The sequence below is a fragment of the Achromobacter insolitus genome (genome assembly GCF_002209555.1).
Classification (GTDB): domain Bacteria; phylum Pseudomonadota; class Gammaproteobacteria; order Burkholderiales; family Burkholderiaceae_B; genus Achromobacter; species Achromobacter insolitus.
The window spans coordinates 35,345-60,750 of sequence record NZ_NJIF01000008.1 but is presented as its reverse complement, the minus strand read 5'-3'; the positions used below and the strand labels follow the sequence as shown (position 1 = coordinate 60,750).

General features: G+C 65.3%; 26 protein-coding genes and 1 pseudogene. 13 read left to right on the top strand and 14 right to left on the bottom strand.

What is annotated here, in order from left to right; translation table 11 throughout:
- Nucleotides 1–16 precede the first annotated feature (16 nt).
- From CEY08_RS22175 to CEY08_RS22140, 8 genes are all read left to right on the top strand, one after another.
- The gene (locus CEY08_RS22175) at nucleotides 17–1,375 is read left to right on the top strand and encodes an MmgE/PrpD family protein (protein ID WP_076814983.1); all 1,359 of its coding nucleotides are present in this window, start codon (nucleotides 17–19) and stop codon (nucleotides 1,373–1,375) included.
- A gap of 72 nt (nucleotides 1,376–1,447) precedes the next feature.
- Nucleotides 1,448–2,659: an ABC transporter substrate-binding protein gene (locus CEY08_RS22170; protein WP_063643020.1), complete on the top strand. Its 1,212-nt coding sequence runs from the start codon at nucleotides 1,448–1,450 to the stop codon at nucleotides 2,657–2,659.
- A gap of 66 nt (nucleotides 2,660–2,725) precedes the next feature.
- Nucleotides 2,726–3,610: a branched-chain amino acid ABC transporter permease gene (locus tag CEY08_RS22165; protein ID WP_042794665.1), complete on the top strand. Its 885-nt coding sequence runs from the start codon at nucleotides 2,726–2,728 to the stop codon at nucleotides 3,608–3,610.
- A gap of 5 nt (nucleotides 3,611–3,615) precedes the next feature.
- A complete protein-coding gene (locus CEY08_RS22160; RefSeq protein WP_170211495.1) occupies nucleotides 3,616–5,430 on the top strand; it encodes a branched-chain amino acid ABC transporter ATP-binding protein/permease in 1,815 nt (604 codons plus the stop codon).
- The gene (locus CEY08_RS22155) at nucleotides 5,423–6,148 is read left to right on the top strand and encodes an ABC transporter ATP-binding protein (protein WP_042794663.1); all 726 of its coding nucleotides are present in this window, start codon (nucleotides 5,423–5,425) and stop codon (nucleotides 6,146–6,148) included. The genes CEY08_RS22160 and CEY08_RS22155 overlap by 8 nt, the downstream gene beginning before the upstream one ends.
- Before the next feature lie 48 nt (nucleotides 6,149–6,196).
- A complete protein-coding gene (lpdA, locus tag CEY08_RS22150) occupies nucleotides 6,197–7,594 on the top strand; it encodes a dihydrolipoyl dehydrogenase (RefSeq protein ID WP_408609570.1) in 1,398 nt (465 codons plus the stop codon).
- A 42-nt stretch (nucleotides 7,595–7,636) separates the two neighbouring features.
- Nucleotides 7,637–8,290: a TetR/AcrR family transcriptional regulator gene (locus CEY08_RS22145; protein ID WP_042794662.1), complete on the top strand. Its 654-nt coding sequence runs from the start codon at nucleotides 7,637–7,639 to the stop codon at nucleotides 8,288–8,290.
- 99 nt (nucleotides 8,291–8,389) lie between these two features.
- Nucleotides 8,390–8,704: a hypothetical protein gene (locus CEY08_RS22140; RefSeq protein WP_076814980.1), complete on the top strand. Its 315-nt coding sequence runs from the start codon at nucleotides 8,390–8,392 to the stop codon at nucleotides 8,702–8,704.
- Nucleotides 8,705–8,728: 24 nt separating this feature from the next.
- Here the strand turns inward: CEY08_RS22140 and CEY08_RS22135 are convergent, their stop codons facing one another.
- Together CEY08_RS22135 and CEY08_RS22130 are read right to left on the bottom strand one after the other, a co-directional pair.
- Nucleotides 8,729–9,331, bottom strand: a complete 603-nt coding sequence (locus tag CEY08_RS22135) for a LysE/ArgO family amino acid transporter (RefSeq protein ID WP_063643484.1) — start codon at nucleotides 9,329–9,331, stop codon at nucleotides 8,729–8,731.
- Between the two features lie 179 nt (nucleotides 9,332–9,510).
- Complete coding sequence (locus CEY08_RS22130) at nucleotides 9,511–9,735, bottom strand: HP1242/YdcH family protein (RefSeq protein ID WP_042794661.1); 225 nt, start codon at nucleotides 9,733–9,735, stop codon at nucleotides 9,511–9,513.
- 253 nt (nucleotides 9,736–9,988) lie between these two features.
- On the opposite strand from CEY08_RS22130, the gene CEY08_RS22125 reads away from it, so the two are divergent.
- Complete coding sequence (locus CEY08_RS22125; RefSeq protein WP_063642998.1) at nucleotides 9,989–11,137, top strand: sterol desaturase family protein; 1,149 nt, start codon at nucleotides 9,989–9,991, stop codon at nucleotides 11,135–11,137.
- A gap of 79 nt (nucleotides 11,138–11,216) precedes the next feature.
- On the opposite strand, the gene ycaC is transcribed toward CEY08_RS22125, so the two are convergent.
- From ycaC to CEY08_RS22110, 3 genes are all read right to left on the bottom strand, one after another.
- Complete coding sequence (gene ycaC / locus CEY08_RS22120) at nucleotides 11,217–11,843, bottom strand: isochorismate family cysteine hydrolase YcaC (protein ID WP_042794660.1); 627 nt, start codon at nucleotides 11,841–11,843, stop codon at nucleotides 11,217–11,219.
- Nucleotides 11,844–11,906: 63 nt separating this feature from the next.
- Entirely contained in the window at nucleotides 11,907–12,584 is a 678-nt protein-coding gene (locus CEY08_RS22115; RefSeq protein ID WP_076814978.1) for an isochorismatase family protein, read from the bottom strand.
- A 115-nt stretch (nucleotides 12,585–12,699) separates the two neighbouring features.
- Nucleotides 12,700–13,647: a LysR substrate-binding domain-containing protein gene (locus CEY08_RS22110; RefSeq protein ID WP_042794659.1), complete on the bottom strand. Its 948-nt coding sequence runs from the start codon at nucleotides 13,645–13,647 to the stop codon at nucleotides 12,700–12,702.
- 108 nt (nucleotides 13,648–13,755) lie between these two features.
- Between CEY08_RS22110 and CEY08_RS22105 the strand changes: the two genes are divergently transcribed.
- Nucleotides 13,756–14,574, top strand: a complete 819-nt coding sequence (locus CEY08_RS22105; RefSeq protein WP_076814976.1) for a 2-keto-4-pentenoate hydratase — start codon at nucleotides 13,756–13,758, stop codon at nucleotides 14,572–14,574.
- Nucleotides 14,575–14,606: 32 nt separating this feature from the next.
- Here CEY08_RS22105 and CEY08_RS22100 read toward each other — a convergent pair whose 3' ends face one another.
- From CEY08_RS22100 to CEY08_RS22060, 9 genes are all read right to left on the bottom strand, one after another.
- The gene (locus CEY08_RS22100; protein ID WP_076814974.1) at nucleotides 14,607–15,695 is read right to left on the bottom strand and encodes a LacI family DNA-binding transcriptional regulator; all 1,089 of its coding nucleotides are present in this window, start codon (nucleotides 15,693–15,695) and stop codon (nucleotides 14,607–14,609) included.
- A gap of 25 nt (nucleotides 15,696–15,720) precedes the next feature.
- The gene (locus tag CEY08_RS22095; protein WP_076817842.1) at nucleotides 15,721–16,755 is read right to left on the bottom strand and encodes a M14 family metallopeptidase; all 1,035 of its coding nucleotides are present in this window, start codon (nucleotides 16,753–16,755) and stop codon (nucleotides 15,721–15,723) included.
- A gap of 66 nt (nucleotides 16,756–16,821) precedes the next feature.
- Entirely contained in the window at nucleotides 16,822–17,169 is a 348-nt protein-coding gene (locus tag CEY08_RS22090) for a RidA family protein (protein ID WP_042794656.1), read from the bottom strand.
- A 24-nt stretch (nucleotides 17,170–17,193) separates the two neighbouring features.
- Nucleotides 17,194–17,979, bottom strand: coding sequence for a transporter substrate-binding domain-containing protein (locus CEY08_RS22085; RefSeq protein WP_076814972.1), 786 nt, complete (start codon nucleotides 17,977–17,979; stop codon nucleotides 17,194–17,196).
- 24 nt (nucleotides 17,980–18,003) lie between these two features.
- Complete coding sequence (locus CEY08_RS22080) at nucleotides 18,004–18,744, bottom strand: amino acid ABC transporter ATP-binding protein (protein ID WP_042794654.1); 741 nt, start codon at nucleotides 18,742–18,744, stop codon at nucleotides 18,004–18,006.
- A complete protein-coding gene (locus tag CEY08_RS22075; protein ID WP_042794653.1) occupies nucleotides 18,731–19,381 on the bottom strand; it encodes an amino acid ABC transporter permease in 651 nt (216 codons plus the stop codon). The genes CEY08_RS22080 and CEY08_RS22075 overlap by 14 nt, the downstream gene beginning before the upstream one ends.
- Nucleotides 19,382–19,398: 17 nt before the next feature.
- Entirely contained in the window at nucleotides 19,399–20,067 is a 669-nt protein-coding gene (locus CEY08_RS22070; RefSeq protein ID WP_088607800.1) for an amino acid ABC transporter permease, read from the bottom strand.
- Between the two features lie 3 nt (nucleotides 20,068–20,070).
- A complete protein-coding gene (locus CEY08_RS22065; RefSeq protein WP_076814970.1) occupies nucleotides 20,071–21,372 on the bottom strand; it encodes an alanine racemase in 1,302 nt (433 codons plus the stop codon).
- Nucleotides 21,373–21,491: 119 nt separating this feature from the next.
- Nucleotides 21,492–22,448: an AraC family transcriptional regulator gene (locus CEY08_RS22060; RefSeq protein ID WP_076814968.1), complete on the bottom strand. Its 957-nt coding sequence runs from the start codon at nucleotides 22,446–22,448 to the stop codon at nucleotides 21,492–21,494.
- A 324-nt stretch (nucleotides 22,449–22,772) separates the two neighbouring features.
- On the opposite strand from CEY08_RS22060, the gene CEY08_RS22055 reads away from it, so the two are divergent.
- From CEY08_RS22055 to CEY08_RS22045, 3 genes and pseudogenes are all read left to right on the top strand, one after another.
- Complete coding sequence (locus CEY08_RS22055; RefSeq protein ID WP_042794651.1) at nucleotides 22,773–23,819, top strand: aldo/keto reductase; 1,047 nt, start codon at nucleotides 22,773–22,775, stop codon at nucleotides 23,817–23,819.
- A gap of 73 nt (nucleotides 23,820–23,892) precedes the next feature.
- Nucleotides 23,893–24,630: pseudogene (locus tag CEY08_RS22050) on the top strand (YoaK family protein); the annotation flags it as partial.
- Nucleotides 24,631–24,720: 90 nt separating this feature from the next.
- On the top strand, nucleotides 24,721–25,380 hold the full coding sequence (locus CEY08_RS22045; protein ID WP_076814966.1) for a thiopurine S-methyltransferase: 660 nt from the start codon (nucleotides 24,721–24,723) through the stop codon (nucleotides 25,378–25,380).
- Nucleotides 25,381–25,406: the final 26 nt, after the last annotated feature.

Sequence of the window (25,406 nt, the reverse complement as noted above, 5' to 3'; positions counted from 1 at the left end):
AACAGGGGGTGACAACATGAATCTGGCCACACAATTCGCGACGTTCTCGGCGGGCCTGACCATCGGCAATCTTCCCGCGCCGGTGATCGAAAAGGCCCGCGCCTGCGTGCTTAATGGCTATGGCATTGCATTGGGCTCGCACCCCACGCCGTTCTTTGGCTTGGCCGAAGAGGCCGCCCTGGCCATGGATGGAGAGCGTCCGGGCGGCGCCACGCTGTTGGGCAGCGGCCGCCGCAGCACGGTCGCGGGGGCAGCGCTGGCCAATGCGGCCCTGTTCCATGGAAGGGCGCAAGAGGATACTTGCGGGGTGGCTCACTTCGGCGCGATCCTGCTGCCACTCTTGACCGCGTTGCTGGAGCAGGGCGAGGGCAGCATGGAGGACTTCGTGCCGGCGCTGGTGGCCGGTTATGAAATCGGCGGCGCGCTGGAAACCGCCTTCTCCGCCCGGACCACCGCGGCGGGCCTGCGCGCCTCGCCGCTGTATGGCACGATCGCCGCGGCGGCGGCCGTCGCCCGCCTGTGGCGGTTGCCGGTGGACCGCTGCGCCGCGGCCCTGTCCAACGCCGCTTCTTTCACGGGCGGCATCCTGCAATCCTTCGGTGATGGCACGGACGAATGGCGCTACCAGGTCGGCATGGCCGGGCGCAACGGGCTGGCAGCGGCGACGCTGGCAGCCAAGGGCTCGGTCTCCGCGGAGGGAGCTTTCGAGGGCAAGTCGGGCTTTGTCCGTGGCTTCGTCCGGGCGGAGTGCGACGTCGATGCCATCGGCGGCCGGCTTGGCCAGGACTGGTCGCTGCTCAAGGTGACGTTCAAGCCCTATCCGGTCTGCGCGCTGAACCAGACGCCGGTCCGCGCCTGCCTCCAGTTGCGCGAACTGCTGGGCGCGCGCGCCGCGGCCGTGCGAGCCCTGCGCGTGCATCTCAATCCCACCGTGGTGGGCTACGCGGGCATGGACAAGGAAGGCCCGTTCCAAAGTATTTCCGGGACGCTGATGAGTACCCAGTTCTGCGTGGCCACGACCTTGCTCCACGGAACACCCACCATCGCGCGCATGGCGCAATTCGACGATGCGGCCGTTGCGGGACTGATTCCGCGGATCCGGCTGCACGCCGATGAGTCGCTGGGGTTGCTCGCCTGCCGGATAGAGGCGGATCTGGAGAACGCGGACGAACCCATGATCGTGCGCATGGACACGGACCACACCGAATACAGCTATGACCGCGCGCGCGTGTCGGCGCTGGTGCGCGGCATCGGCGAGGAGACCGGCGTGGCGCAACAGGCCTACGACCATCTCGAGCGATTCGCGGCCGCGCTGCCGCATGCCGACCTGGGCGACGTCCTCGCCGCTTTCAAAGAGATCCAGACGGCCCGCTGAGAGGCCGGCGGATGGCGCTCCGCAACCTCGGAGCGCGTCACTACAACGTGCAAGAACCTAGGAGGAGACAACATGTCCTGGTACAGGAAATCCACGCCTGCGTGGCTGGCGGTCGCGGTGGCTGCATTGGTTTCGGGATCCGCGTTGGCGGCAGATACCATCAAGATCGGCATGACGTCGGCGCTGACCGGCCCCTACAGCGAATTCGGCGAGGGCAATCGCCGGGCCGTCGAACTGGCGGTCGAGCAATGGAATGCCAAAGGCGGCATCAATGGCAAGAAGATCGAGATCGCGATGCTGCTGGACGACCAGTTGAATCCGGACCGCGCCGTGCAGAACATGCGCGCCATCCTGGACAACAAGGAGATCGTCGGCATCATCGGTCCGGCCGGCAGCGGCCCGACGCTGGCCGTGATCGACATGGCCCAGGCCGATGGCCGGCCCTACATGAATCCCATCGCGCAGACACCCGTCGTGACCTATGCGGGCGAGAAGACGGGCGAGAAGCCGCGCCCCAATGTCTTCTCGTTCGCGCTGCAGAATGACATCGAGGCCGTGGCGATGGGCGAGTACCTGGCCAAGCGCTTCAAGCGCATCGGCATCGTGCATGAAAGCACCGCCTACGGCGTGACGGGGGTCGATTACCTGTCCGCTTCCATCGGCAAGAATGGCGGCGCCAAGCCGGTCGCGACCGACTCCTACAACCAGGGCGCGCAGGACATGACTGCGCAGGTCGCGCGCATGAAGCGCGCCAACGTCGACGCCATTGCCGCCATTGGACTGGGCAAGGACCTGGCCGTTCTGCGCCGGACGATGGCCCGGCTCAACGTGAACGTGCCGCTGGTTGCTTCCAACGGCGCCCTGGGGCAACCCTATCAGGAAGGCGCGGGCGACCTGACGCTGGGCACCTTGGGCACGATGATAGGCGCGTTCGGCAATCCCATGCGTCCTGCCGCGGCGGACTTCGCCAAGGCCTATAAGGCGAAGTACGGCGCGGACCGCTGGTGGGGCAACGATCCGGAGAATCCGCAGCTGTTCATGGCGATCTCCGTGTCCAACGGCTACGACGCCGCCAATGTCCTGTTCGAGGGTATCCGCCAGGCCAATTCCACCGACCCCAAAGCCGTCATCGCGGCGATCGAGTCGATCAAGGACTTCCCGGGCGTCAACACCACCTACAACTTCTCGAAGGATCGCCACCACGGAATCGAGACGGACGGCGTCAAGGTGTTCGAGTACGTGAAGAAGGACGACAAGGTCCGGCTGCAGCCGGTCGCCCAGTAATCGGCGCGGCGAGCGTTCGGCGCCAGGCGGCGCCGGACCGCGCCTGCCTGCATGGATGATGGTGATATGGATTTCTTTATCCAAATGATCGTGTCGGGACTGAGCGTGGGCGCCGCCTATGCGCTGATCGGCCTGGGCCTGAACCTGACGTTCTGGACCACGCGCGTGCTCAATTTTGGGCAAGGGTCGGTGTTGATGGCCGGAGCGATGCTCACAGCCGTCATGGTCGGCGCGGGGGTCAACGTGTTCCTGGCGGTGGGCGTGTCGCTGCTGGCCACGGCCTTCATCCTGTGGGTAGTAGAGGTCGTCGGCGTGCGGCCTACGCGGCGCATCGCCGGCAGCATGGGGTGGGTGGTATCCACCCTGGGCATAGGCATTTTCCTGCAGGGCGTGGCGAGCTGGTTGTTCGGCACCCAGGCCGTGGCGTTTCCGGACGTGCTTTTCAGCAGCACGGACACGGTGGAGTTCATGGGCGCCTACATCTCCCTGCAATACATCGCGGTGTTTGTCATCAGCGTGATGATCGTCGGTCTGATGGAACTGTTTCTGCGCCATTCCATCTGGGGCTACGGCGTGCGCGCGGTCGCCCACGATCGCGACCTGGCGGCGTTGATGGGCATACCGGTTTACCGGGTGGTGGTCTTCTCGTTCCTGGTGAGCGGCGTGCTGGCGGGCATCGCCGGCATTCTGGTGTCACAGGTATCGGGCACCGTGGATCCGAACTTCGGCCTGCACCTGCTGATCCTGGCGTTTGTCGCGGCCGTCATGGGCGGCATGGGCAGCGCATTCGGCTCGCTGGTGGGTGGGCTGATTCTTGGCATTCTGGAAAAGCTGGTGGGCGGCTATGTCTCGCCTGCGGCGGCCGAGGTCGTCGCCTTTGTGCTCTTGATCGGTGTGTTGACGATCCGGCCTCAGGGCCTGTTCGGCAAGCGCGAAACAGTGAAGGTGTGAGGACGATGAAACAGCTAGGGAATATTCTGTCGAACTCCTGGACGCTGGGCGCGCTGGCCGTGGCGCTGGCAGTGGGCGCCGGCCATGTTGCCACCGGCACGGTCCAGATGTGGAGCTTCGTCATCATCAACATCCTGCTTGCGCAGGGCATCAATATGCTGACCGGCATAAGCGGCCAGATTTCGCTGGGCCACGCCGGCTTCTTCGCCATCGGCGCCTATGCCAGCGCGATCGCAATGAAGTCCTGGGGCGTGCCGTTTCCGGTGGCGCTGGTGCTGGCCACCTTTGGCGCAGCCGCGGTGGGGTTGCTGCTGGCTGGCCCGGCAGGCCGCGTGCGCGAGTTTTATCTGGCGATGATGTCGCTGGGCTTCGGCCTGATTGTCTATGAACTGGCGCGCGAATTGCGCGGCGTGACGGGCGGGGTAATGGGCATGCGGGGCATCCCCTCGTCGCAGATCGGCACTTTGCAGATCTTCGGCTGGAGCATCGATACCGTCGCGTACTTCCGCATCCTGCTGGTGGTGCTGCTGGTCGTTATGCTGATGTTGCGCAACTTCGTCAAAAGCCACTTCGGCAGAGCGTTCTACGCCGTGCACGTCAGCGAAATCGCCGCCGGTTCGCTCGGCATATCGCAGGCAGCCGTCAAGCGCGCGGCCTACGCCATTAGTGGTGGACTCGCGGGGCTGGCGGGCGGCTTTTATGCGCACATGATCGGCTACCTGACACCGGAAAGCTTCGGCCTGATGCGGTCCATCGAGATCCTGGTGATGTCCATCGTGGGCGGACTGGGGTCGCTGGCAGGGCAAGTCTACGGCGCGGTGCTGTTCACCTACCTGCCGCAGAAGTTGCAGGCCTTCAATGACTACCAGTACATCGTGTACGGCCTGATCCTGGTGTTCATCTTTACCTTGCTGCCCAAGGGCCTGGCCGGTTTGCTGCGCACGCAGACGCGCTACAGCAAGTTCGACCAGTTGCGTCCCGCAGCATCCGGCGCGGCGGAACCCCCGCTGTCGCGGCGCGAATCCGCGGCGCGGGCCGAGGGGACTCAGGCACTGGTGCGCGTCGAGGACGTGGTCATGGAGTTCTCGGGCCTGCGCGCGCTTGCAGGCGTTTCGCTTGAGTTGCGCGCCGGCAGCATCACGGCCCTTGTCGGCCCCAATGGCTCGGGCAAGAGCACCCTGGTCAATGTAATCAGCGGCATCTACGCGCCTACGTCGGGACGCATTTTGTACAAGGGCCAGGACATCGCGGGGCGGCCCTCCCACAAAGTGGCGCAGGCTGGCATTACGCGCACCTTTCAGGACCCGCGCAACGTGCCCAGCTTCACTGTGCGGGAAAACATCCTGATGGGGGCCCATCGCCGTTACCGGCATGGCGCCCTGGCCGCGGCGTTCAACACGCCGGGCGCCAGGCGCGAGGAGGGCGCGTTGCTGCGCCAGGTCGAAGCGCTGATGCAGGCCGCCGGGCTGGCCGGTCACGCGGACGCCATCATGAGCGAACTGCCGTATGGCATCCAGCGCCTGGCCGAGGTCGCCCGCGCCCTGGCCAGCGATCCGGAATTGCTGTTGCTGGACGAGCCGGCCGCCGGCCTGTCCGAGCTGGAATCGGAGCACCTGATCCGGCTGGTCCGCCTGGCGCGGGACCATGGCGTAGCCATCATGATCATCGATCACCACATGGATTTCCTGGCCGAACTCGTGGAGGAAGTCGTGGTGTTCGAAGCCGGCGAGGAAATCTATCGGGGCGACATGGACGGTATGCGCGCCGACCCGGCCGTGATACAGGCCTATCTTGGCGTCGAGGAGCCCGCCCATGCTTGAAGTCCGCAATCTGCAGGTCAGCTACGGCGCGATCGACGCCGTGCGCGGCGTCAGCCTGACCGCGCGCCCCGATGGCATCACGGCGTTGATCGGCGCCAATGGAGCCGGCAAATCGTCGCTGATGCGAGCCATATCTGGAGTCACCCCCATCAAGGGCGGGCAGATTCTGCTGGATGGTGAAGACATATCCCGTTTGCCGCCCCACGAGCGCGCGCGGCGCGGCTTGGCGCATGCGATGGAGGGGCGACGCATCTTCCATCAGCACACGGTTGAGGAAAACCTGATCACCGCCTGGCATTTTCGCAAGCCCAAGGGCAACTTCAAGACTGCCCTGGAGCAGGTGTACGGCAACTTTCCGGTGCTGGCGCAACGGCGCGCGGCAAAGGCCGGGACCTTGAGCGGCGGCCAGCAGCAGATGCTGATCCTGTCCATGGCTACGCTGCACGAGCCGCGCTGCGTGCTGCTGGACGAACCTTCCCTGGGGCTGGCGCCGATCGTGGTCGCGCAGATATTCGACTTCATCAAGCAATATTGCGCGCAGGGCGGCCGGGTGGTGCTGCTGAGCGAGCAAATGGCCAGCCTGGCGCTCAGGGTGGCCGATTTCGGCTATGTGCTCAAGCACGGCAAGACGGTCTTCGAGGGCACGCGCGACGTGCTGACGAGCAACGCGGGCGCGGAGCTTTCCCGCGCCTATCTGGGCGCGGGCAGAACGGAATAGGCAGACATGCAGATGGATCAAAAAAAAGGACCTCCCTTGGACGAGAGCATGGATGCGGATCTGCTGGTGCTGGGCGGAGGGCCGGGCGGCTATACAGCGGCGTTCCGCGCCGCCGATCTGGGAATGTCGGTGACGCTGGTCGAGGATCGTCCGGCTTTGGGGGGCGTATGCCTGAACGTGGGCTGCATCCCCTCCAAGGCGCTGCTGCATGCGGCTGGCGCGCTGGAAGAGACGCGCGGCCTGCACGAGCTGGGTATCGAATTCGGCGAGCCGCGCATCCGTCTGGACAAGCTGCGGCAATGGAAGGAGGCGCTGGTCGCCAAATTGAACGGCGGACTGGCTGGCCTGGCGCGGCGTCGCAATGTGCGTGTCGTGCACGGCGTGGGGCAGTTCACCGGCCCCCACACCCTTGCGGTCGCTGGCGGCCCGGCCGTGCGCTTCAAGCAGGCGGTCATTGCCGTGGGTTCGCACCCCGTGCGTCTGGCGGACCTGCCGGAAGATCCGCGCGTCATGGATTCCAGTGGCGCCCTGGCGCTCAAGGAAGTGCCCCGGCGCCTGCTCGTCGTGGGCGGCGGCATCATTGGCATGGAGTTGGCCACGGTCTACGCGGCGCTGGGCGCCCGCGTGACGGTAGTGGAGTTGACGGAGGGCTTGTTGCCCGGATGCGATCGCGATTTGGTGAAGCCGCTGGAGCAACGGGTGGCCAGCCGTTACGAGGCTATCTTGACGGGCACGCGGGTGGTCTCGGCCAGCGCCCAGGAGGACGGGGTGCACGTCGTGTTCGACAGGCCGCAAGGCGCCGGACCCCAGGTGTATGATGCCGTCTTGGTTGCGGCCGGCCGCCGGCCCAACGGGGCCAGGATCGGCGCTGATCGCGCCGGAGTCCATGTGGATGAACGCGGTTTCATCCCCGTGGACCAGCGCCAGCGCACCAATGTTGCCCACATTTTTGCCATCGGCGATGTCGTCGGTGAACCGATGTTGGCGCACAAGGCGGCCTACGAAGGCAAGGTGGCAGCCGAAGTGGCCGCGGGCAGAAAGGCAGGCAACGACGCCAAGGTCATTCCGGCGGTCGCTTATACGGATCCGGAAGTGGCGTGGGTGGGCTTGACCGAGACGGTCGCGCGCCGGGACGGCGTGGCGTTTGAATCGGCCAGCTTCCCGTGGGCGGCCAGCGGCCGCGCGCTGAGCCTGGGACGCGGCGAGGGACTGACCAAGATTCTGGTCGACCCGCAGACCGGTGCCTTGCTGGGGGTGGGCATGGTGGGGCCGCAGGCGGGCGACCTGATCGCCGAGGCGGCGTTGGCCATCGAAATGGGCGCGGAGCCCGGCGACATCGCGCTCACCATACACCCGCACCCGAGCCTGTCCGAGACGCTGGCGTTTGCTGCCGAGGCGTACGAGGGAACGCTCACCGAGTTGTTCCTCTCAGGGAAAAAAAGTTAAATATGCGGCCGGTCCACGCAATTCACCGGGAGGGTTTGATCAGTGGCAACATGGAATAATTCGGTGCCGACGCACAAGGCGATGCACCAATTGAAGCGCGAAGCGCTGCTGCGCCAAGCGATTGCCGCGTTCAACCAGAAGGGGTTCCACGCGACTTCGCTGGGAGACATCGCGACCAGCCTGGGCGTCACCAAGGCAGCCCTGTACCACTATTTTCCGAACAAGCATGCCCTGCTGTACGAGGCGTTTGCCGAGGCGCTACGGGTGGGGTTCGAGGCCATCGAAGAGGCAGAACGCCATGGCGGTACCGGCCTGGAAAAGCTGCAACTCGCGCTGCGCCTGTATCTGCAGGTGACGCTCAGTGAAATGAGCCGCTGCGTCATCATCACCGAGGAACATGCGCTGGAGCCGGCCGACCGCGCCGAGATCGTCAAGCAGCGCGACCGTTTCGAAGCCAAGCTGCGCAATTTCGTGCGCATAGGCATCGAGGACGGCAGCATCATCGAGTGCGATCCCAAGCTGGCCATCTTTTCCATTTTTGGCGCCGTGAACTGGGTGCCGAAGTGGTACTCGGACGCGGGCGAATGGAACAACAAGCAATTGGCCAAGGGGATGTCCGAGCTGCTGTGCCGCTCCATCGCCAAGCATCCACCCCAGGCGTTTGCGCCCGACATTGGCAAGATGCAGGTGGAGTAAGCGCCCCGCGGCAGGGCAATTTGCGTTCTAATCTCGGCCTATCAAGAATACGCAAACAGGCTGGCCGCCAGGCGCGGCCCGCCAGACCGGGGAGACAGAATGAGAACGTCCGTGCTTTTCATGGCCGCCATCGTGACGGGGTGCGCCAGCCCTTCCGGCGACCTGCTGACCGAAGCCAAGGTCCAGGACATCAAGCTTAACGTCACCACCTATGAGGAAATGGTCCGGGACTATGGCCCGCCGCGTTCCCAAAGCGTGGATCGCGAGGGGCGGACGACGGCCAGCTGGTTCTACTTCAACAATAGCGCCTATGGTGCGATGGACAACCAGCAGACGTTGACGGTGATCTTCAACAAGGACCGCACGGTGAAGGACTACATGAATGCCTCCGCCGGGGCGGGCAGGAGCCAGTAGCCGCTGGGCCGTGGCCCGCCCACTTCAGCGCACCAATTGCAGGCCGATCACGAACATGGCCGTGGCGACGCAGGCGTCCAGGACACGCCACGCGGCGGGATTGGCGAACACGGGCCGCAGCAGGCGTGCACCGAAGCCCAACGCGAAGAAAAAGGTAAACGAGGCCGAAATCGCGCCTAACGCGAAGGCGGTCTTGTGGCCGTCGTACTGGCTGGACACCGAGCCGAGCAAGACCACGGTATCCAGGTACACGTGCGGATTGAGCCAGGTCAGGGCCAGGCAGGTCGCCAGTGCGGCGTACCGTCCCGCAGTCTGCCCGGACGAAGGTGTCAGATTGTCGTGGCGGGCGCGCAGCGCCGACTTCAGGCTGCGCGCGGCGTAGACAAACAGGAATAGCGCGCCGCCGTAGCGCAACGCGGGCTCCAGCCAGGGCAGGGCGCCAACGGCCATGCCGAAGCCGGCCACGCCGGCACCGATCAGGATGGCGTCCGAGAGGGCGCAGGTCAGGCAGACGGCAAACACATGTTCCTGGCGCAGGCCTTGGCGCAACACAAAAGCGTTCTGCGCGCCGATTGCCATGATCAGGCTCAGGCCGAGCAGGAATCCAGGAATGTAGGCGGTGGTCATCATTACCCTTCAGAGAAGGGCGACAGCCTAGCCTGCTGGGAAAGATTAGGACAACTAATTATCCTAATCCATATTCAGTTTTTCTAATTGGTCTTACGAGCTGTGCGGGCCGGCGGAGAAACCGCCGATGGCGGCACGGAACCGACGCGGTCCGATGCCGCCTGTAACAATTGGGGGGCTCAGCTGCCGCCCTGGTCGGCAGCGCGCAGGATGCTGTACAGCTTGTCCTTCAGGTGCAGCTTTTCCTTCTTGAGCACTTCGACCTCGTTGCCCGACGCAGGCTGGATGCCGGCCTCCATGTTCTTGATTTCCTGGTCCAGGTCGTTGTGACGCTGGAACAGCGCCGAGAAATGCGCGTTCTCGGATTTCAGTTGGGTAATGAGGTGGCGGTATTCAGGGAACATAGGGGCCTCTTTAAAGAACCGGTTGATGGGCACTGCGGGAAACCGGGGAACCTGATGATCCATAAAGCTTTCGATTCCATGACACGCCAACCCCGGGCGGTTGTCAACCGCCTGGGGGGCTGCCGCCCCCCGGCGGATTGATGCGGCGCAAGCCTGGGTGGCACTGATTCTGTCGTGGCTGATCACGTTTGCTTACATGAACATCTGTCCCCGGCGATACACTCGCTTCCCCGTGGTCTGCCATAAATTTGAAATGAATCAGCGCGCGTCCATCCTTCGCCAAGTCTTACAGCTTTTCAAGCAGGACGGGAGGATCCATCCGGGTACGGGCATGATGAGCGGCGTGATCGCGCTGTTCCTGGCGATCCTGGCGGTCCTGGGCGTCCTGGCGTTCCACTTCCCTGCCTACCTGACCACCCCGGAGCTCCGCAGCTTCTACAACGTGGACGCGATGCGGGCCCTGCTGTTCACCGCGCTGCTGATTTCGGGCACCATCGCGCTGGCCAACACCGTGCTGGGCCGCCAGCGCTGGCTGAACATCGCGGCTTTCGTGCTCGTGTGCGGGGCGGTGGCCGCAGGGGGCAGCAACGTGGTGGTGACCACGTCCAATACGGGCAACCACCCCTATCTGGGGCTGGACTGGTTCATCCTGGACCTGCTGGCTTCCAGCACGGTGTTCATCATTTTCGAGAAGCTGTTTCCGCTATATCCCGGCCAGCCGGTATTCCGCGGCGAATGGCAGGTGGACATGAAGCACTTCCTGTTCAACCACCTGTCCGTGGGCGCGGTGCTGCTGTGCATCAACTTTTTCGTGCACCGGCTGTTTTCGTGGGCAGCCTATGAACCGCTGCAGCAGGCAATCGTGTCGCTGCCCTATCTGGTGGAACTGTTCCTGGCCGTGCTGGTGGCGGACCTGGTGCAGTACGCCGCGCACCGCGCCTACCACGAGGTTCCGTTCCTGTGGCGCATTCACGCCGTGCATCACAGCACTCGCACGCTGGACTGGCTGGCCGGTTCGCGGTTGCACATCGTGGAATTGCTGATCACCCGGGTGGCGGTGCTGGGCGTCTTGTTCGCGCTGGGCTTTTCCAAGCCGGTACTGGACGCCTACATCATCATCGTGGGCTTCCAGGCAGTGCTGATCCATTCCAACGTCAGGCTGCCTTGGGGCTGGCTGCGCTACATCATCGTGACGCCGGATTTCCACCATTGGCACCATTCGTCGGACACCGAGGCAATCGACCGCAACTATGCCGCCCATTTTTCGTTCATCGATTACGCGTTCGGCACGGCGGTGCGGGGCGTGAGCAAGCGCCTGCCCGAGAACTACGGCATCCTGGACAACGACATGCCGGGCACTTTCCTGGCGCAGCAGGCCTATCCGTTCGCCCGCAAGAAATAGAACGGCGGCGCGCATCGGGCGCGCCGCCGTTCAATAGGCCGCAAGCCGGCTTAGCGCCCGGGCATGGCCGGGCGCCACATTACTTGCTTCCCTTGACGGTGGAATAGGCGGCCATCAGGTTGCGGTAGTCCGGGATGTGGTTGGAGAACAGCGTGCCCAGGCCCTCGATGTCGTTGCGCCAGTCGCGATGCAGTTCGCAGGCCACGCCGAACCAGCTCATCAATTGCGCGCCGGCCTGCTCCATGCGGCTCCAGGCGGCGTTGCGGGTCACTTCATTGAAGGTGCCGGACGCGTCGGTGACGACGAACACGTCGAAGCCTTCTTCCAGGGCCGACAGCGCCGGGAAGGCGACGCAGACTTCGGTGACGACGCCGGCGATGATCAACTGCTTCTTGCCAGTGGCCTTGACGGCCTTGACGAAGTCTTCATTGTCCCAGGCATTGATGTTGCCCGGACGGGCAATGTAGGGCGCCTCGGGGAACTGATCCTTCAGTTCCCGCACCAGCGGACCATTGGGGCCATCCTCGAAGCTGGTGGTGAGGATCGTGGGCAGCTTGAAATATTTGGCCAGGTCCGCCAGGGCCAGGACGTTGTTCTTGAATTGATCGGGCTGGAAGTCCCGGACCAGGGACAGCAGGCCCACCTGGTGGTCGACCAGCAGTACCGCTGCCTGGGTCTTGTCGAGTTTTACGTAGGGCTTGGACATTGCGTGCTCCATGAGAGGCAGGGGTGCGCGCCTTGCGGCTCGCGGGAAAAAAAACGGCGAGTCTCAGCGTTGGGAGTCGAGCACTTCGCCATTCTTGATGACATCCTGGGCCTTACCGTAGCTTTCTATCAGCAGCTGGTACGCCGGGAAGATCTTGGTGTAGACCTCGGCCCATTTCGCGGCGTCTTCACGGTGCCAGGTCCGTTGCAGTTCGGAGGCGACTGCGCCGGTGTCCATGGGGACCACCCCGGCCTGGACCACGCGCGCCAGCGTGATTTCCTGCGCCATCTTGCTGTACGTGCCCGAGGCGTCGACCACAGCAAAGACCTTGTAGCCGTCGGCGACTGCGCTGATGGCGGGAAAGGCCATGCATACGCTCGTGATGGTGCCGGCGATGATCAGAGTCTTGCGTCCGGTGGCTTTTACGGCGGCGACGAATTCAGGGTTGTCCCATGCGTTGATCTCGCCCTTGCGGGCCACGTATTTCGCATGCGGGGCGTTTTCGTGGATTTCGGGGATCAGCGGGCCGTTGGGACCTTGGGGCACCGAGGCAGTGGTGATGACGGGCAGTTTCGACAGCGTGGCCATGGTAGCCAGCGCAGCGGCGCGCGATCTCAGTTCGGTCATCGGCATGTCGCCGATCGTCTGGAACAGCCCGCTTTGGTGGTCGATCAGCAGCATGGCGGCGTCATCGGGGTCGATGACGGGGCGTTGGCCATTGAAGTTGGCGGGGACGCTCATGGGATGCTCCTGTTGATGTGGGGCTAACCATGCTAGGAGCAACTCGCCCGGCTGGGTAGGCAGGAAAAATGGGTTTCTGCGTCCCACATGTCGAACGCTGCGCGATCCCCCGGAGCTACTTCAAGGTGGGCACCTTGTGGCGTACCTGCGTATCGTGTTCGCGCCTGGCGACCTCCTGGTATTCCGAGCTCAGGAAGTCCAGCAGTTCACGCACGCCGGGCAGCAGGCCGCGGCGCGAGGGGAAGATGGCGTGGACGCTGCCCGCCTCCGGCTGCCAGGGAGCGCCGATGTCCACCAGCGTGCCCGCATCCAGCTCTTCGCGGATCATCAACAGGGGCAGGGCGACGACGCCTACGCCGCGCAAGGCCGCCTGTTTCAGCGCCAGCATGTCGTCCGTCACGAGGCGAGGCGTGAACGGCACGACGATGCGGGCGCCGTCCGGTCCGTCCAGCCGCCAATGGGATTCACGCTGCTCGGTGCCAAGCGCCAGCGTGGGCAGCTGGCTCAGGGCGTGGGGATCGGCGGGCAGCGAGATTCCGCGGGCCAGCGCCGGACTAGCCACCAGGCATTGGCAGCTCATGCCCAGGGGCTTCATGATGAGGTCGCTGCTCTCGATGGGGCCGAAGCGCACGCGCACCGCGATGTCGAAGCCTTCGCGCAGCACGTCCACCGGCCGGCTGAAGCTCTTCAGGTAGACGTGGACTTTGGGACACCGGACCATGAAGCGGGCGACCAGATCGCCCAGGAAGTAGTAGATCAGCGCGGGCGGCGCGCTCATGCGTATCGTGCCCTGCGGTTCGGCGCGGGTGCGGTCGATGACCTCCTGGGCGGCTTCCGCGCCAGCCAGCATCGACAGGCATTGCTCGTAATATTCCTGACCCAGTTCCGTCACGGCGAAGCTGCGCGTGGAACGCTGGATGAGGCGCACGCCCAGCCGGTCTTCGAGCAGCGCGATGCGCCGGCTGAGGCGGGATTTGGGGATGTCCAGCGCGCGTCCCGCTGGCGCGAATCCGCCATTCTTGACGACCTGGACGAAGTAATAAAGGTCATTCAAGTCATGCATGTCGCTTCCCCGCTGTTCTGAAAATAGGACGTCAGGGGAGCATATACCGGTTGCGGTACTGCGCGGGCGCGTTTTCTTTTACATTTGAGCGTACCTTCAGGAGCCACCATGCCCGCTTCCGACGCTGCGGTGCTTGCCCGCGAAGTCAAGGCGGCGCAGGACCATGCTTCCTACATTGCGCCGCTCACAACAAGGCGGCCGCGTTTCGACCTGGACGCGGCCTATGACGTGGCTGCGCGGATTCACCAGGCGAGGCTGGCCGAGGGCGCGCTTCTGGTCGGCCGCAAGATCGGATTCACCAATCCCGCGATGTGGGCGGCGCTGGGCGTGGACTTTCCCGTATGGGGGCGCGTCTATGAACACAGCGCCTTCTACGACGATACCGGAGAAGTCCATTGCCGCCTGGGCCGCTATGTCGAACCGCGCATCGAGCCTGAAATCGTGCTGCATTTCCATTCCGCGCCACCGGCAACGCGGGATCCCGCCACCCTATTGGCCTGCGTGGACTGGATCGCCCACGGTTTTGAGCTGGTGCAATCGCACTATCCCGCGTGGCAGTTCCAGGCGGCCGACACCGTGGCGGACAACGCCTTGCATGGCGCGCTTTTTGTCGGGCCGCTGATGGAGGCTACCGATCTAGGGCCGGGGCTGATCGGACGGTTGGCGGACTTCCGGATAGACCTTTCCTGCAACGGCATTCATCGGGAAACCGGCTACGGTTCCAATGTGCTTGGCAGTCCGCTGGCGGCGTTGGCCCATCTGCTGGCTGTGCTCGCGGAGCGGCCGGCCGACGAGGCGATCCAGGCAGGCGAGCTGGTCACGACGGGAACGCTGACCCAGGCCCACCCGGTACACGCGGGCGAAACGTGGAGCACCGCGCTGGAGGGCATAGGCTTGCCTGGCCTGCGTATCGTGTTCGACGAATGACCCCGTGCCCCGCCTGGAGGCAGCTGCGGGGTCTAGGCGCTGGCGCGCTGATTGAGCGTCAGTGGAAACACTTCCTGGCGCGCTGCCGGCGTCCCGCCGTTCAGGCGTTGCAGCAGCAGTTCCCCGGCGCGCGCGCCCAGCTTGCGGCTGTCCACGCCGATGGTGGTCAGGCCGGGTTCGATCTCATTGGCGATGTCGGTATCGCCGAAGCCCAGGATGGCAATGTCGCGCGGGATGGCGAGCTTGCGGTCGCGGGCTTCGAAAAGCGCGCCCACCGCCAGCAGATCGTTGGCACAGAAGACCGCGTCGAAGGCCTGGCCCATGCCCAGCAGACGGGTCAAGGCCGCTCGCCCGTCGGCGATGGTCTGGGCATTGTCCACGGCCAGCTCCGCCACCACTTGCAGGCCAAGCTCGGCCGAGGCGGCGTTGAAGCCCTGGCGGCGCAGTTCGCCGCGCCCGCCCTGGCGCGCCAGGAAGGCGACGCGCCGATAGCCGCGTTCCGCCAGATGGCGCGCGGCCATGACGCCGCCGTCGTAATTGGAGAAACCCACCAGCATGTCGATGGGGTCGCGCGGATAGGCCCAGGTTTCCATGATGGGAATGCCCAGTTCGCGCAGCGATTGGCGGTTTTCTTCGAGTTCGATGACGCCGGTGAACAACACCGCCGCCGGGCGCAGGGCGCGCAGCGACGCAATCATGCTGGTTTCCTTGGCGTAGGAATACGAAGTCTGTCCCACCATCAGTTGGTAGCCCTGCGGCTCCAGCACCTCTGCACAGCCCTGCACGGCCAGCGCGAATTGCTGGCTCAGGATGTTGGACACGAAAGCCGCCACCACACTGGATTGCCCCGAACGCAAGGCCCGTGCATGCGGATTGGACGCATACCCGGTCTGCGCCACGATTTGCAGGATGCGGTCGCGCTTTTCCTGCGCCACTTTCTCGGGATGGCGCAGGGCGCGCGATACCGTGATGGGGGACACGCCCGCTAGCCTGGCCACTTCCTCGATGCGCGGCGGCTTGGCGGGGGCGGCCGCGCGCGCGGGGGCGGCGGCGCCTTCGGGACGCACGCGCAGTACGTCGTCGTAGGTGGGAAGGGAGGAGGGCGCGGGCCGGTGGGTCATGCGATTTCTTTTGATTGTTCCGGGATCAGGCGACAGGCGTCAGGATATCAGCCTGGCCGGCCGGACGGGCAACCTGGATCAGGCTGTCGCCAGACTCGCAGTCGGTGTGCAGCCGCCGGGAAATCACGATACCCGATACCCGGAAGCGCAAGACCTCCTCTGGCGCGTCCAGCTGATTGAGATCGTGGTAATAACCCGCAATATCGCCGGCGCGAACGGTTGCGCCGATGTCCACCGCGGGTTCGAACCAGCCACGGCGAGTGGCGAAGATATTCTGTTCGTGGCTGTCCAGTTCCAGCAACTGCATGGCAGGGGCGCCGGGCGCGTGCGGGCCGAGCAGCGGCGCGTCCGTCACGCCAAGTTTCTGCAGCAGATTGTCGATGGCGCGCTGGGTGGCGGCCAGGGTTGCCGGGGTCAGCGTGCCGCCGCCGCCGAATTCGCCACTGATGCCGATTGCGCCCGCGCGCGCCGCCGCCGCCATGGAGGTGGGGGCATCGCGGCCATTGGCTGCGACGAAGGCGTGGCCCATGCCCAGCGACGCCATCAGATCCAGCGCGCGCGCCATGCGCTCGGGAGACGCCTGGCGTTCGATCAGGGCGGTGGGCAGATGCGCCATCGAGGTGCCCCCGGAGTGGATGTCGAACACCACATCGTGGCGGGGGAACAGTTCGTGTTCCAGGAAGTGTGCCAGGCGCTCCGTGGGGGTGCCGCCGGGCGCGCCTGGAAAGGCACGGTTGAGATTGCCGTTGTCCAGCGGAGAGCGCCGGCGCGCCGCCATTACGGCGGGCAGGTTGGCCAGCGGCAGGATCGTGACCTCGCCACGCACGTGGGATGGCTCGAGCCGGCGGATCAGGCGGCCCAGGGCGACTTCGCCCTCGTATTCATCGCCGTGGTTGCCGGCCATGAGCAGCACGCGCGGGCCGCTGCCGTTGCGGATGCGGCAGATGGGCGTCTTGATCTGGTAGTAGGGCGAACGGTCCACCGAATAGGGGGTGCCCAGGAAGCTGAGCGCCTTGCCGTCGGCGTCGAAGTCTATCTCGTGAAACAGGCCGGTGTGCATGTAGGGATACAACAGCGCCGCGCGAAGCGGCGCGAAAAGGGATCGGAAGGCCGCAGCGCCGCGCTTTCAGCGCAGCGCGGCAACCGCGGTCATCTCGACGCGCAGGTCGGGGTCCGCCAGGCGAGCTTCGACGCAGGCGCGGGCGGGCGGGTTGGACGGGTCGATCCAGGCGTCGTAGACGCGGTTCATGGCATCGAAATCGCCGATGGCGGGCAGGAACACGTCCACGGCCAGCAGGTGCGACTTGTCGCTGCCGGCCTCGGCCAGCAGCGCTTCGATCTTGGCCAGCACTTCGCGGGTCTGGGATTCGAGCGAGCCCTGGCGGTTGTCGGCCACCTGGCCGGCGATGAACACGAAGCCGTTGTACGAAACGGCCTGGCTCATGCGCGAGCCGGATTTGTAGCGTTTGATCATGCGAGTCCTTGATGATGAGGCGGTTTACATCTGCGGCAGCGTCTGGGCTTCCTTGAACCACTTTTCCTGCAGGGCGGGCAGCTTGCCGTTCAGGCGATTGGTGAAGAGGAAGGTATTGATCCAGTTCAGCAGGTTCTGCTGGCCTTGCTGCACGGCGGCGTGGGCGGGCGATTGGCGGATCAGGAACTTGAGCTGCGGCGCCTTCGCGGGATTGTCTTCAGACACCTTGAGCGCGATGGCGCTGTTTTCGGCGAAGGATTCCGACTGCCCGGCCAGATAGGCGGCCACGGCCGAAGGCGTGTCCTCGAAGCGCACCAGTTTTGCGCCCGGCGCGTTGTCGGTAAGCCAGATGTCCAGCGTGGAACCCTTGGCGACCGCGATGCTGTGATTCTTCAGTTCTTCCACGGTCTTGGCCTGTTGCATGCTCTCGCCACCGTAGACGCCCAGGTTCACGGCGGCATACGGCTGCGAGAACATGACCTGTTGGGCGCGTTCCGGCGTGGCGCCGGCGGCCGCGATCAGCACGTCGACCTTGCCGGCCAGCAGGCTGGGAATACGGCTGGCGCCGGTCACCTGCACCAGCTCCAGCTTCACGCCCATGTCAGCGGCCATCAACCTTGCCAGGTCTATGTCCAGGCCGGCAGCTTCGCCCTTGGCGTCTTTGAAGCCCCAGGGCGCGGCATCCATCAGCACGCCCACGCGCAGCTTGCCCGCGCCCAGCACGTCCTGCAGTTTGTCGGCGGCCGTGGCGGGGGCGGCCAGGGAGAGACAGACGGCCGCGGCGGCGGCCAGCTTGGCGAACAGTTTCATGCGATGACTCCAGTGGTGGATGCCTTAATGAGTGGCGGGCGCGGCCGTGCCGATGAACTGGCGCAGCTCGGGGGTTTGGGGGTTGGAGAAGAGTTCGGCGGGCGGGCCCTGTTCCCAGACGCGGCCCTGGTGCATGAAGATCACCTTGGACGCGACGTTGCGCGCGAAGGCCATTTCGTGTGTCACCAGCACCATGGTCATGCCCTGGCGCGCCATGTCTTCCATGACCTTCAGCACTTCGCCCACCAGCTCCGGGTCCAGCGCCGAGGTGACCTCGTCGAACAGCATCAGCTGCGGCGCCATGGCCAGGCAGCGGGCGATCGCCACGCGCTGTTGCTGGCCTCCCGACAGCACGGCCGGGTAGGCGTCGATCTTTTCGGCCAGGCCGACGCGGCGCAGCACGTCCAGCGCCAGCGCACGGCCCTGCGATTTGGAGATCTTGCCGTTGAGCGTCGGCGCCAGCGTAATGTTGCGTTCGACGTTCAGGTGAGGAAACAGGTTGAACTGCTGGAACACGATGCCCACGCGCTGGCGGAACTGGCGCAGGCCGGGCATGGCGGCATGGACCCGTTCCCCGCCGATGCGGATGTCGCCATCGTCCACCGTTTCCAACGCGTTCAGGCAGCGCAACAGCGTCGATTTGCCCGAGCCGGAGCGGCCGATGATGGTGACGATCTCGCCTTCGTTGATGTCGAGCGAGACGCCATTGAGCACCGCGTTGGCGCCAAAGCGTTTATGGATGTTGGAGACTTCAACGAGCGCCATGGAAGCGGCCCTCCAGGTTACGGGCCCACATCGTCAGGGGCAGGCACGCCGCGAAGTACAGCAACGCGACGCAGGAATAGACCAGCAGGGGCTGGAAGGTGGCGGCGCTGGCGATCTGCCCGGCGCGCGCCAGTTCGACGAAACCCACCACGGAAGCCAGCGAGGTGCCCTTGATCAACTGCACCAGGAATCCCACGGTGGGCGGCAGCGACAGGCGGAATGCCTGCGGCGCGATCACGTGGCGGAACTGGTGCCACTTGGACAGGCCCAGGCAGGCGGCCGCTTCCCATTGCTCATGCTTCACGGCCTGGATGCCGCCATACCAGATCTGCCCAAGAAAGGCCGCCGTGTAGATGATGAAGGCGACACTGACGGCGGTCAGCGCGGGCACCTCGATGCCCAGGAACACCGGCATGCCGAAGTAGAAGAACATCAGCAAGCCCAGCAAGGGAACTCCCTGGACCAGCTGTTGCAGGGCCGCGGCCAGCCAGCGCAGCGGCGCCGCGCGATGGCCGCGCAGCAGCGCCAGGCCCAGGCCCAGCGGCGCGCCGATAGCCAGGGCGATCAGCACCAGGGCCACCGTCCATTGCAGTGCGCTGAGCAGGGAGGCGAAATCGCTGAGAGTGAACGTACGCATGCTTGCGGCTCCCTGACTTAGCGGCGCACGGGCCAGGTGAAGGCCAGGCTGCCGGCCAGGGCCAACAGGGCCTTGGTGGTCAGGACCAGCGTGAAATAGATGCCGCAGATCACCGCATAGACTTCAAAGCTGCGGTAGGTGCGGCTTTCGATGAAGCTGCCGGCATGGAAGAGGTCTTCGGCCGATACCTGCGAGGCCAGCGAGGTACCCAGCAGCAGGATGACCAGTTGCGTGCCCAGGGCGGGATAGACGTTGCGCAGGGCGGGCGCCAGCACGATGTGGCGGTACACCTGCCAGGTGCTCAGGCCCAGGCAGTGGCCGGCCTCGATCTGGCTGCGCGGAATGGAGTCCAGGCCGGCCCGCAGGATCTCGATGGCATAGGCGCCGAAGTACAGGCTCAGCGCCAGCGCTGCAGCCACGAAGGGCGGCATGCGCAGGCCCAGCCCCGGCAGGATGAAGAACACCACGAACAGCTGGATCAGCGATGGCGTGTTGCGGAACACTTCGACATAGGCGCGCAGCGCCAGCTTGACCGGTTTGGCGCCGTGGCGTGTCAGCAGGGCGCCGGCCAGTCCGATGGCCAGGCCCGCCACCACGGCGATGACGGTGAGCTCCAGCGTGACCTGGATGCCGTCCCAGAGCTGTTCGCGATAGCGCCAGATCTGTTGGAAATTCAGCTGTTGCATGGCTTATCCGAAGAACGTGCGGTAGGCCGACTGCACGCGGCCGTCGGCATCCAGGCCGAAGAAGACGCGCCAGCGGTCCAGACAGGTGCAGGGGTGGGAAATGCCGAACTCGATCACGTCGCCCGGTGCCAGTTCGCTGTCCGGCGCAATGGCCAGGAACGCATGCTGGTCGTTGAGACGGGTGACGCGTGTCTGCGCGTCCCAGCCGGACAGCGCCGTGCCCTCGCGGTAGGCCGCCAGCGCTACGGGCAGGTCCTGGTCGTAGGAGACGTCGCGCATGCCGAAGCCGCAGATCGCCAACCCGGGCTCGGGACGGGACAGGACTTCGCCCCACAAGCGCAGGGCGGGCCGGAAGCCCGTAGCTGCCGCGCGAGCCAGACCGTCGACCTGGAAGCCCGAGCGGGCGTCCATGGCTTGCAGCGCGCGCTGGTACGTCCCATGGTCGTGGAAGAAAATGGCGCCGCTGCGCAGCACCAACAGGGCATTGCCGTCCGCGGCCAGCCAAGGTTGCGCGGCCTGCGTCACTTGGTCGAAGAAGGCAGAGCCGCCCGCGGTGAAGACCAGGGGGGCGCGCGGCGCCAGGGCGCGCACCTGCTTGAAGACGCGCGCCGCGCGCTCCATCAGCGCGGCGATGTTGCTGGCGGTGAGCGCCGCATCCGACGAAGCGACGGCGCCTTCGTACGTGGCCACGCCCGCCAGCGCCAGCTTGTCGCCTTGCTCGCGGATCGCGCCCAGGATGGCGTCGACCGCGGCATCGTCCCGCGCGCCGGCGCGGCCGCCGCCGACTTCCACCAGGACTTCGACGGGCCGGCCGGCTTCCATGGCCGCCGCGGCCAGCGACCGCACCGTGTGGGCGGAATCCGCGAACGCCAGCAGACGCGCATCAGGATAGGCGGCAAGCAGCTTGCCCAGGCGCGCGCCGCTGGCCAGGCCGCCGATTTCGTTGCCCAGCATCAGGCGGGACACGCCGGCGCGCAGCAGCACGGCGGCCTGCTGCAGGTTGGCTACCGTCGCGCCCCAGGCGCCGGCATCCAGCAGGCGCTGCACGATCTGCGGCGACATCGGCGTCTTGGCGTGCGGGGCCAGCGCCGCGCCATGGCTGCGCGCGTACTGGAATATCTGGTCCACGTTGTGAGCGAAGGCGGCTTCGTCCAGAGTCAGGACGGGCAGGGCCATGTCGCCCTTCCTGGGTTGCCAGCCTCGGGTTGCCACGGCGCGCAGCGGCATTGCGGGCTCGCCCGGGGGAATGCCCCGGTACGTGTCGTCCAGGGGAGTATCGAGCAGGGTTTCCAGGAAGGGATTCATGCGGCCGCCGAAGAAAAATCCAGGGTTATGACAACGTTGTCATTTCGTGGCGGCAGTCTAATGGTAACGTTGTCAAATTAGGATTAGGGCAATCCCTAGGGAAGTGGAAGCTGGACGCTTCAGGCGGGCGCCAGCGCGGTTTCGTCCTTCCAGCGCTGCTTGTCGCGCAGGGGCGGGGAACCGAACAAGCGGCTGTACTCCCGGCTGAACTGCGACGAGCTTTCATAGCCCACGGCGTGAGCGGCAAGCGCTACGCCTGCGTCGTTGGTCAGCATCAGCCGTCGCGCTTCCTGCAGGCGGAGATGCTTCTGGTATTGCAGCGGGCTCATGGCCGTGGCCTGCTTGAAATGATGATGCAGCGAGGAAACGCTCATGTGCACGTCGCGCGCGATCTCTTCCACGCGCAGCGGTTGCGCGTAGTTGTCGCGCAGGATGCGGATGGCCTTGGCCACGCGATTGAGTTGGCTGTCCTGCAGCACTGACTGGCGCAGCACGGCGCCCTGGCCGTTCATCAGCAGGCGGTATAGAAGCTCGCGCTTGACCAGCGGCGCCAGGATGGGAATGTCGCGCGGCGTGTCCAGCAGGCGCAAGAGGCGCAGCACGGCGTCTAGAAGGGAGCCGCCCAGCGGATTGACGCAGAGCGCGCGCACGGCCTCCGCCGGCGGCTGCGGCGGCAGGTTCTCGTCGCTGATCAATGCGGTGATTTCCTCGCCGTTCAAATCCAGGCGCAGCCCCAGGTAGGGCAGGGTCGGGCTGGCGACGGATACCTTGGCCACGACCGGCAGATCCACCGAAGAGATCAGATAGTGAAAGGGGTCGTACTCGTAGGCTTCGTCGCCGATGAGCAGGCGCTTGGAACCCTGTGCGATGACGCCCAGCGCGGCCTTCTGCAGCCCGGGCTTCGCGCCGGTGGGTTGCGAAATGCGGTGCAGGAACAGACCCTCGATAGGCGTGTCCAGCGAGCCCTCCAGGTCTCCGGTCATGCGTTCCAGCGTGCAGAGCAGCTCGCGCCGCGCCGGTTCATACGCGGCGTCCAGTACGGGGCCGGCGGCGCCGGCGGCAAGTGCGGTGGTCATGGTCTGGTGGGCTCCCTTGGCGCGCCGCGCCGCAGGCTAGGGTGCGGCGGAAAATCGGAGGATCAGGTGGCTTTTAGTGTATGCCCAAGTGGGGTGGCTTCCTTGGCGTGGCGCGCATCATGGAGAAATGGGCATAAAACTCGGAGGAATGAGCGCCCGCGCGCCGCGGGTCCGGCAGCGCCGCAGGATTGGGCAAAAAAAGGGCAGGATCAAGCAGCGTCCGGCCTCCTTGCCGGACGCATACTGCCTGCATCCCGGCAGGCGGGCTGCAGGCGTTCCATCCCGGGGCGCTGGTCCCCGCCGCGTCCTTGTAGGAGTGCAATCATGCGGTACAAAAAATTCGGAAGCACTGGCTTGTTCGTGTCGGAGCTTTGCCTGGGCACCATGACCTTTGGCGGCGAAGGCGAGTTGTGGAGCAAGATCGGCAGCCTGCAGCAGGAAGAGGCCAACCGGCTCGTTGGCCGGGCGCTTGATGCCGGCGTCAATTTCATAGACACGGCGGACGTGTATTCCGAGGGCCGCTCCGAGGTCATTACCGGACAGGCGCTGCGTGACCTGAAGGTGGCTCGCGAAGACGTCATCATCGCGACCAAGGTATTCGGCCAGACGGGCGCCGGCGTGAATGCTCGCGGCAATTCTCGCGCGCACATCATGGACGGCGTCAAGAAAAGCCTGTCGCGCCTGCAGCTGGACCACATCGATCTCTACCAGATCCACGGGTTCGATCCCGCCACGCCGGTCGAGGAAACGGTCCGGGCGCTGGACAACCTGGTGCAGCATGGCCACGTGCGCTACGTGGGGGTGTCCAACTGGGCTGCGTGGCAGATCATGAAGGCGCTGGGCATCGCGGAACGCCTGGGCCTGGCGCGCTTCGAATCGCTGCAGGCCTACTACACCATCGCAGGCCGCGACCTGGAACGCGAGATCGTCCCCATGCTGCAAAGCGAAGGGGTGGGCCTGATGGTATGGAGCCCGCTGGCCGGCGGCCTGCTCAGCGGCAAGTACGCGCGCGACGGCCAGGCCGAAGCAGGCAGCCGCCGGGCCCTCTTCGACTTTCCGCCGGTCAACCAGGAGCGTGCCTACGACAGCATCGACGTGCTCAGACGCATTGCAGGCGCGCGCGGCGTGTCCGTGGCGCAGGTGGCGCTGGCTTGGCTGCTGCACCAGCGGGCCGTGACCAGCGTGATCATCGGCGCCAAGCGGGTGGACCAGCTCGACGACAACCTCGCGGCCACCGGCATTCAGCTCACGGCGCAAGAACTGGCCGAGCTGGATCAGGTCAGCGCCTTGCCGCCGGAGTATCCGGGCTGGATGCATGTGCGCCAGGGCGAATACCGGCGCAAGCAGTTGAGCGACGCCGGGGCGGAGTGACCCGGGCGCCCGCCTCGACGACTAGAATGTCATGCACGTTGCAGTGCATGCATTCTTGTCTTCGAGGACGCGCGTGGCCATTCCGTATTTACGCCGCCTGACGGCTGTCAGCCGCAGCCCCCAGGCCAACAGGCACCTGGCTTACTTCCTGACCTTCACCGCCGGCGCCGTCAATGCCGGCGGTTTCCTGGCCGTGCAGCAATACACCTCGCACATGTCGGGCATCGTTTCCATGATGGCCGACAACCTGGCGCTGGGCGGCATGATCGTAGTGCTGCAAGGCCTGGCCGCGTTGCTGTCCTTTCTTGCCGGCGCGGCCGGTTCGGCCTTCCTGATCAACTTCGGGCGCCGTTCGCACCTGGCCAGCGAATATGCGCTGCCCCTGCTGTTCGAAGCCGCGCTGCTGTTGGGCTTCGGCCTTCTGGGCGCCAATCTGGAAACGCTGCGCTGGTTCTACGTGCCTGGCACGGTCATGCTGCTTTGCTACATCATGGGCCTGCAGAACGCCATGATCACCAAGCTGTCGCGCTCCGAGATCCGCACCACGCACATCACGGGCATGGTCACGGACATCGGCATAGAGCTAGGCAAGCTGTTCTACTGGAACGCAGCCAAGGGCAATGCGGATGCCAGGCAGCCGGTGCGGGCGGACCGCGTCAAACTGATCGTGCTCACGACCCTGGTATCGCTCTTTTTCGTGGGCGGCGTGACCGGCGCCTATTCCTTTTTCACCTTTGGCTTCATCTCGACCGTGCCTTTGGCGCTGATGCTGATGCTGCTGGCCGTGGTGCCCATCGTGGATGACCTGCGCAGTTTCTTGCTGCGCGCCTAGGCGGTCCCGGTATCTGCGGCCAGGGGGAACTACAATGCCTCGCACCGATACATAGGAGGCAGACCGGGCATGGACGCGGAATTCTGGCTGGAGCGGTGGCGCGAAGGGCGCACGCATTTTCATCAAACGCGGGTCACCCCGCTGCTGCAGAAGTACTGGCCGACGCTGGGCGTGCCTAAAGACGGCAGGGTGCTCGTGCCGCTTTGCGGCAAGTCCCTGGACATGGTGTGGATCGCGGCACAAGGGCATTCCGTGCTGGGCGTCGAGCTGTCGCAGCTCGCGGTCGAACAGTTCTTCGAAGAAAACGAACTCAAGCCGCTCACGCACGTGTCCGTCTATGGCAAGCACTATGTGGCGGGCAGCATCGAAATCATCTGCGGCGACATCTTCAAGCTGGACGCGCAACTGCTGTCGCATTGCGTCGGCGCCTATGACCGCGCCGCGCTGGTGGCGTTGCCCGACGCGATGCGCGCCGACTACGTGCGCCACGTCTACGGCAATCTTTCGCCCACCTATCAGGGGTTGCTGATTACCCTGGACTATCCCCAGGAAGAAATGCCGGGGCCGCCGTTTTCGGTCGTGGACAGCGAAGTGCAGGCAATCTATGCAGGCGTGTCGCCAGCCAGGATCATCGACCGCCGCGATATCCTGGAAAAAGAGCCCAAATTCCTGGCAGCCGGGGTCAGCCGGCTGGATACGGTGGTCTACCACCTGGGCACGCAGGCCTGATCGCGCGGAGGCCCCCCGCCGCGGCA

Coding starts and splice junctions, on each gene's coding strand:
- CEY08_RS22175 (WP_076814983.1), top strand. CDS start 17: ATGAATCTGGCCACACAATTCGCGACGTTCTCGGCGGGCCTGACCATC.
- CEY08_RS22170 (WP_063643020.1), top strand. CDS start 1,448: ATGTCCTGGTACAGGAAATCCACGCCTGCGTGGCTGGCGGTCGCGGTG.
- CEY08_RS22165 (WP_042794665.1), top strand. CDS start 2,726: ATGGATTTCTTTATCCAAATGATCGTGTCGGGACTGAGCGTGGGCGCC.
- CEY08_RS22160 (WP_170211495.1), top strand. CDS start 3,616: ATGAAACAGCTAGGGAATATTCTGTCGAACTCCTGGACGCTGGGCGCG.
- CEY08_RS22155 (WP_042794663.1), top strand. CDS start 5,423: ATGCTTGAAGTCCGCAATCTGCAGGTCAGCTACGGCGCGATCGACGCC.
- lpdA (WP_408609570.1), top strand. CDS start 6,197: ATGGATGCGGATCTGCTGGTGCTGGGCGGAGGGCCGGGCGGCTATACA.
- CEY08_RS22140 (WP_076814980.1), top strand. CDS start 8,390: ATGAGAACGTCCGTGCTTTTCATGGCCGCCATCGTGACGGGGTGCGCC.
- CEY08_RS22135 (WP_063643484.1), bottom strand. CDS start 9,331: ATGACCACCGCCTACATTCCTGGATTCCTGCTCGGCCTGAGCCTGATC.
- CEY08_RS22130 (WP_042794661.1), bottom strand. CDS start 9,735: ATGTTCCCTGAATACCGCCACCTCATTACCCAACTGAAATCCGAGAAC.
- CEY08_RS22125 (WP_063642998.1), top strand. CDS start 9,989: ATGAATCAGCGCGCGTCCATCCTTCGCCAAGTCTTACAGCTTTTCAAG.
- ycaC (WP_042794660.1), bottom strand. CDS start 11,843: ATGTCCAAGCCCTACGTAAAACTCGACAAGACCCAGGCAGCGGTACTG.
- CEY08_RS22115 (WP_076814978.1), bottom strand. CDS start 12,584: ATGAGCGTCCCCGCCAACTTCAATGGCCAACGCCCCGTCATCGACCCC.
- CEY08_RS22110 (WP_042794659.1), bottom strand. CDS start 13,647: ATGCATGACTTGAATGACCTTTATTACTTCGTCCAGGTCGTCAAGAAT.
- CEY08_RS22105 (WP_076814976.1), top strand. CDS start 13,756: ATGCCCGCTTCCGACGCTGCGGTGCTTGCCCGCGAAGTCAAGGCGGCG.
- CEY08_RS22100 (WP_076814974.1), bottom strand. CDS start 15,695: ATGACCCACCGGCCCGCGCCCTCCTCCCTTCCCACCTACGACGACGTA.
- CEY08_RS22095 (WP_076817842.1), bottom strand. CDS start 16,755: ATGCACACCGGCCTGTTTCACGAGATAGACTTCGACGCCGACGGCAAG.
- CEY08_RS22090 (WP_042794656.1), bottom strand. CDS start 17,169: ATGATCAAACGCTACAAATCCGGCTCGCGCATGAGCCAGGCCGTTTCG.
- CEY08_RS22085 (WP_076814972.1), bottom strand. CDS start 17,979: ATGAAACTGTTCGCCAAGCTGGCCGCCGCCGCGGCCGTCTGTCTCTCC.
- CEY08_RS22080 (WP_042794654.1), bottom strand. CDS start 18,744: ATGGCGCTCGTTGAAGTCTCCAACATCCATAAACGCTTTGGCGCCAAC.
- CEY08_RS22075 (WP_042794653.1), bottom strand. CDS start 19,381: ATGCGTACGTTCACTCTCAGCGATTTCGCCTCCCTGCTCAGCGCACTG.
- CEY08_RS22070 (WP_088607800.1), bottom strand. CDS start 20,067: ATGCAACAGCTGAATTTCCAACAGATCTGGCGCTATCGCGAACAGCTC.
- CEY08_RS22065 (WP_076814970.1), bottom strand. CDS start 21,372: ATGAATCCCTTCCTGGAAACCCTGCTCGATACTCCCCTGGACGACACG.
- CEY08_RS22060 (WP_076814968.1), bottom strand. CDS start 22,448: ATGACCACCGCACTTGCCGCCGGCGCCGCCGGCCCCGTACTGGACGCC.
- CEY08_RS22055 (WP_042794651.1), top strand. CDS start 22,773: ATGCGGTACAAAAAATTCGGAAGCACTGGCTTGTTCGTGTCGGAGCTT.
- CEY08_RS22045 (WP_076814966.1), top strand. CDS start 24,721: ATGGACGCGGAATTCTGGCTGGAGCGGTGGCGCGAAGGGCGCACGCAT.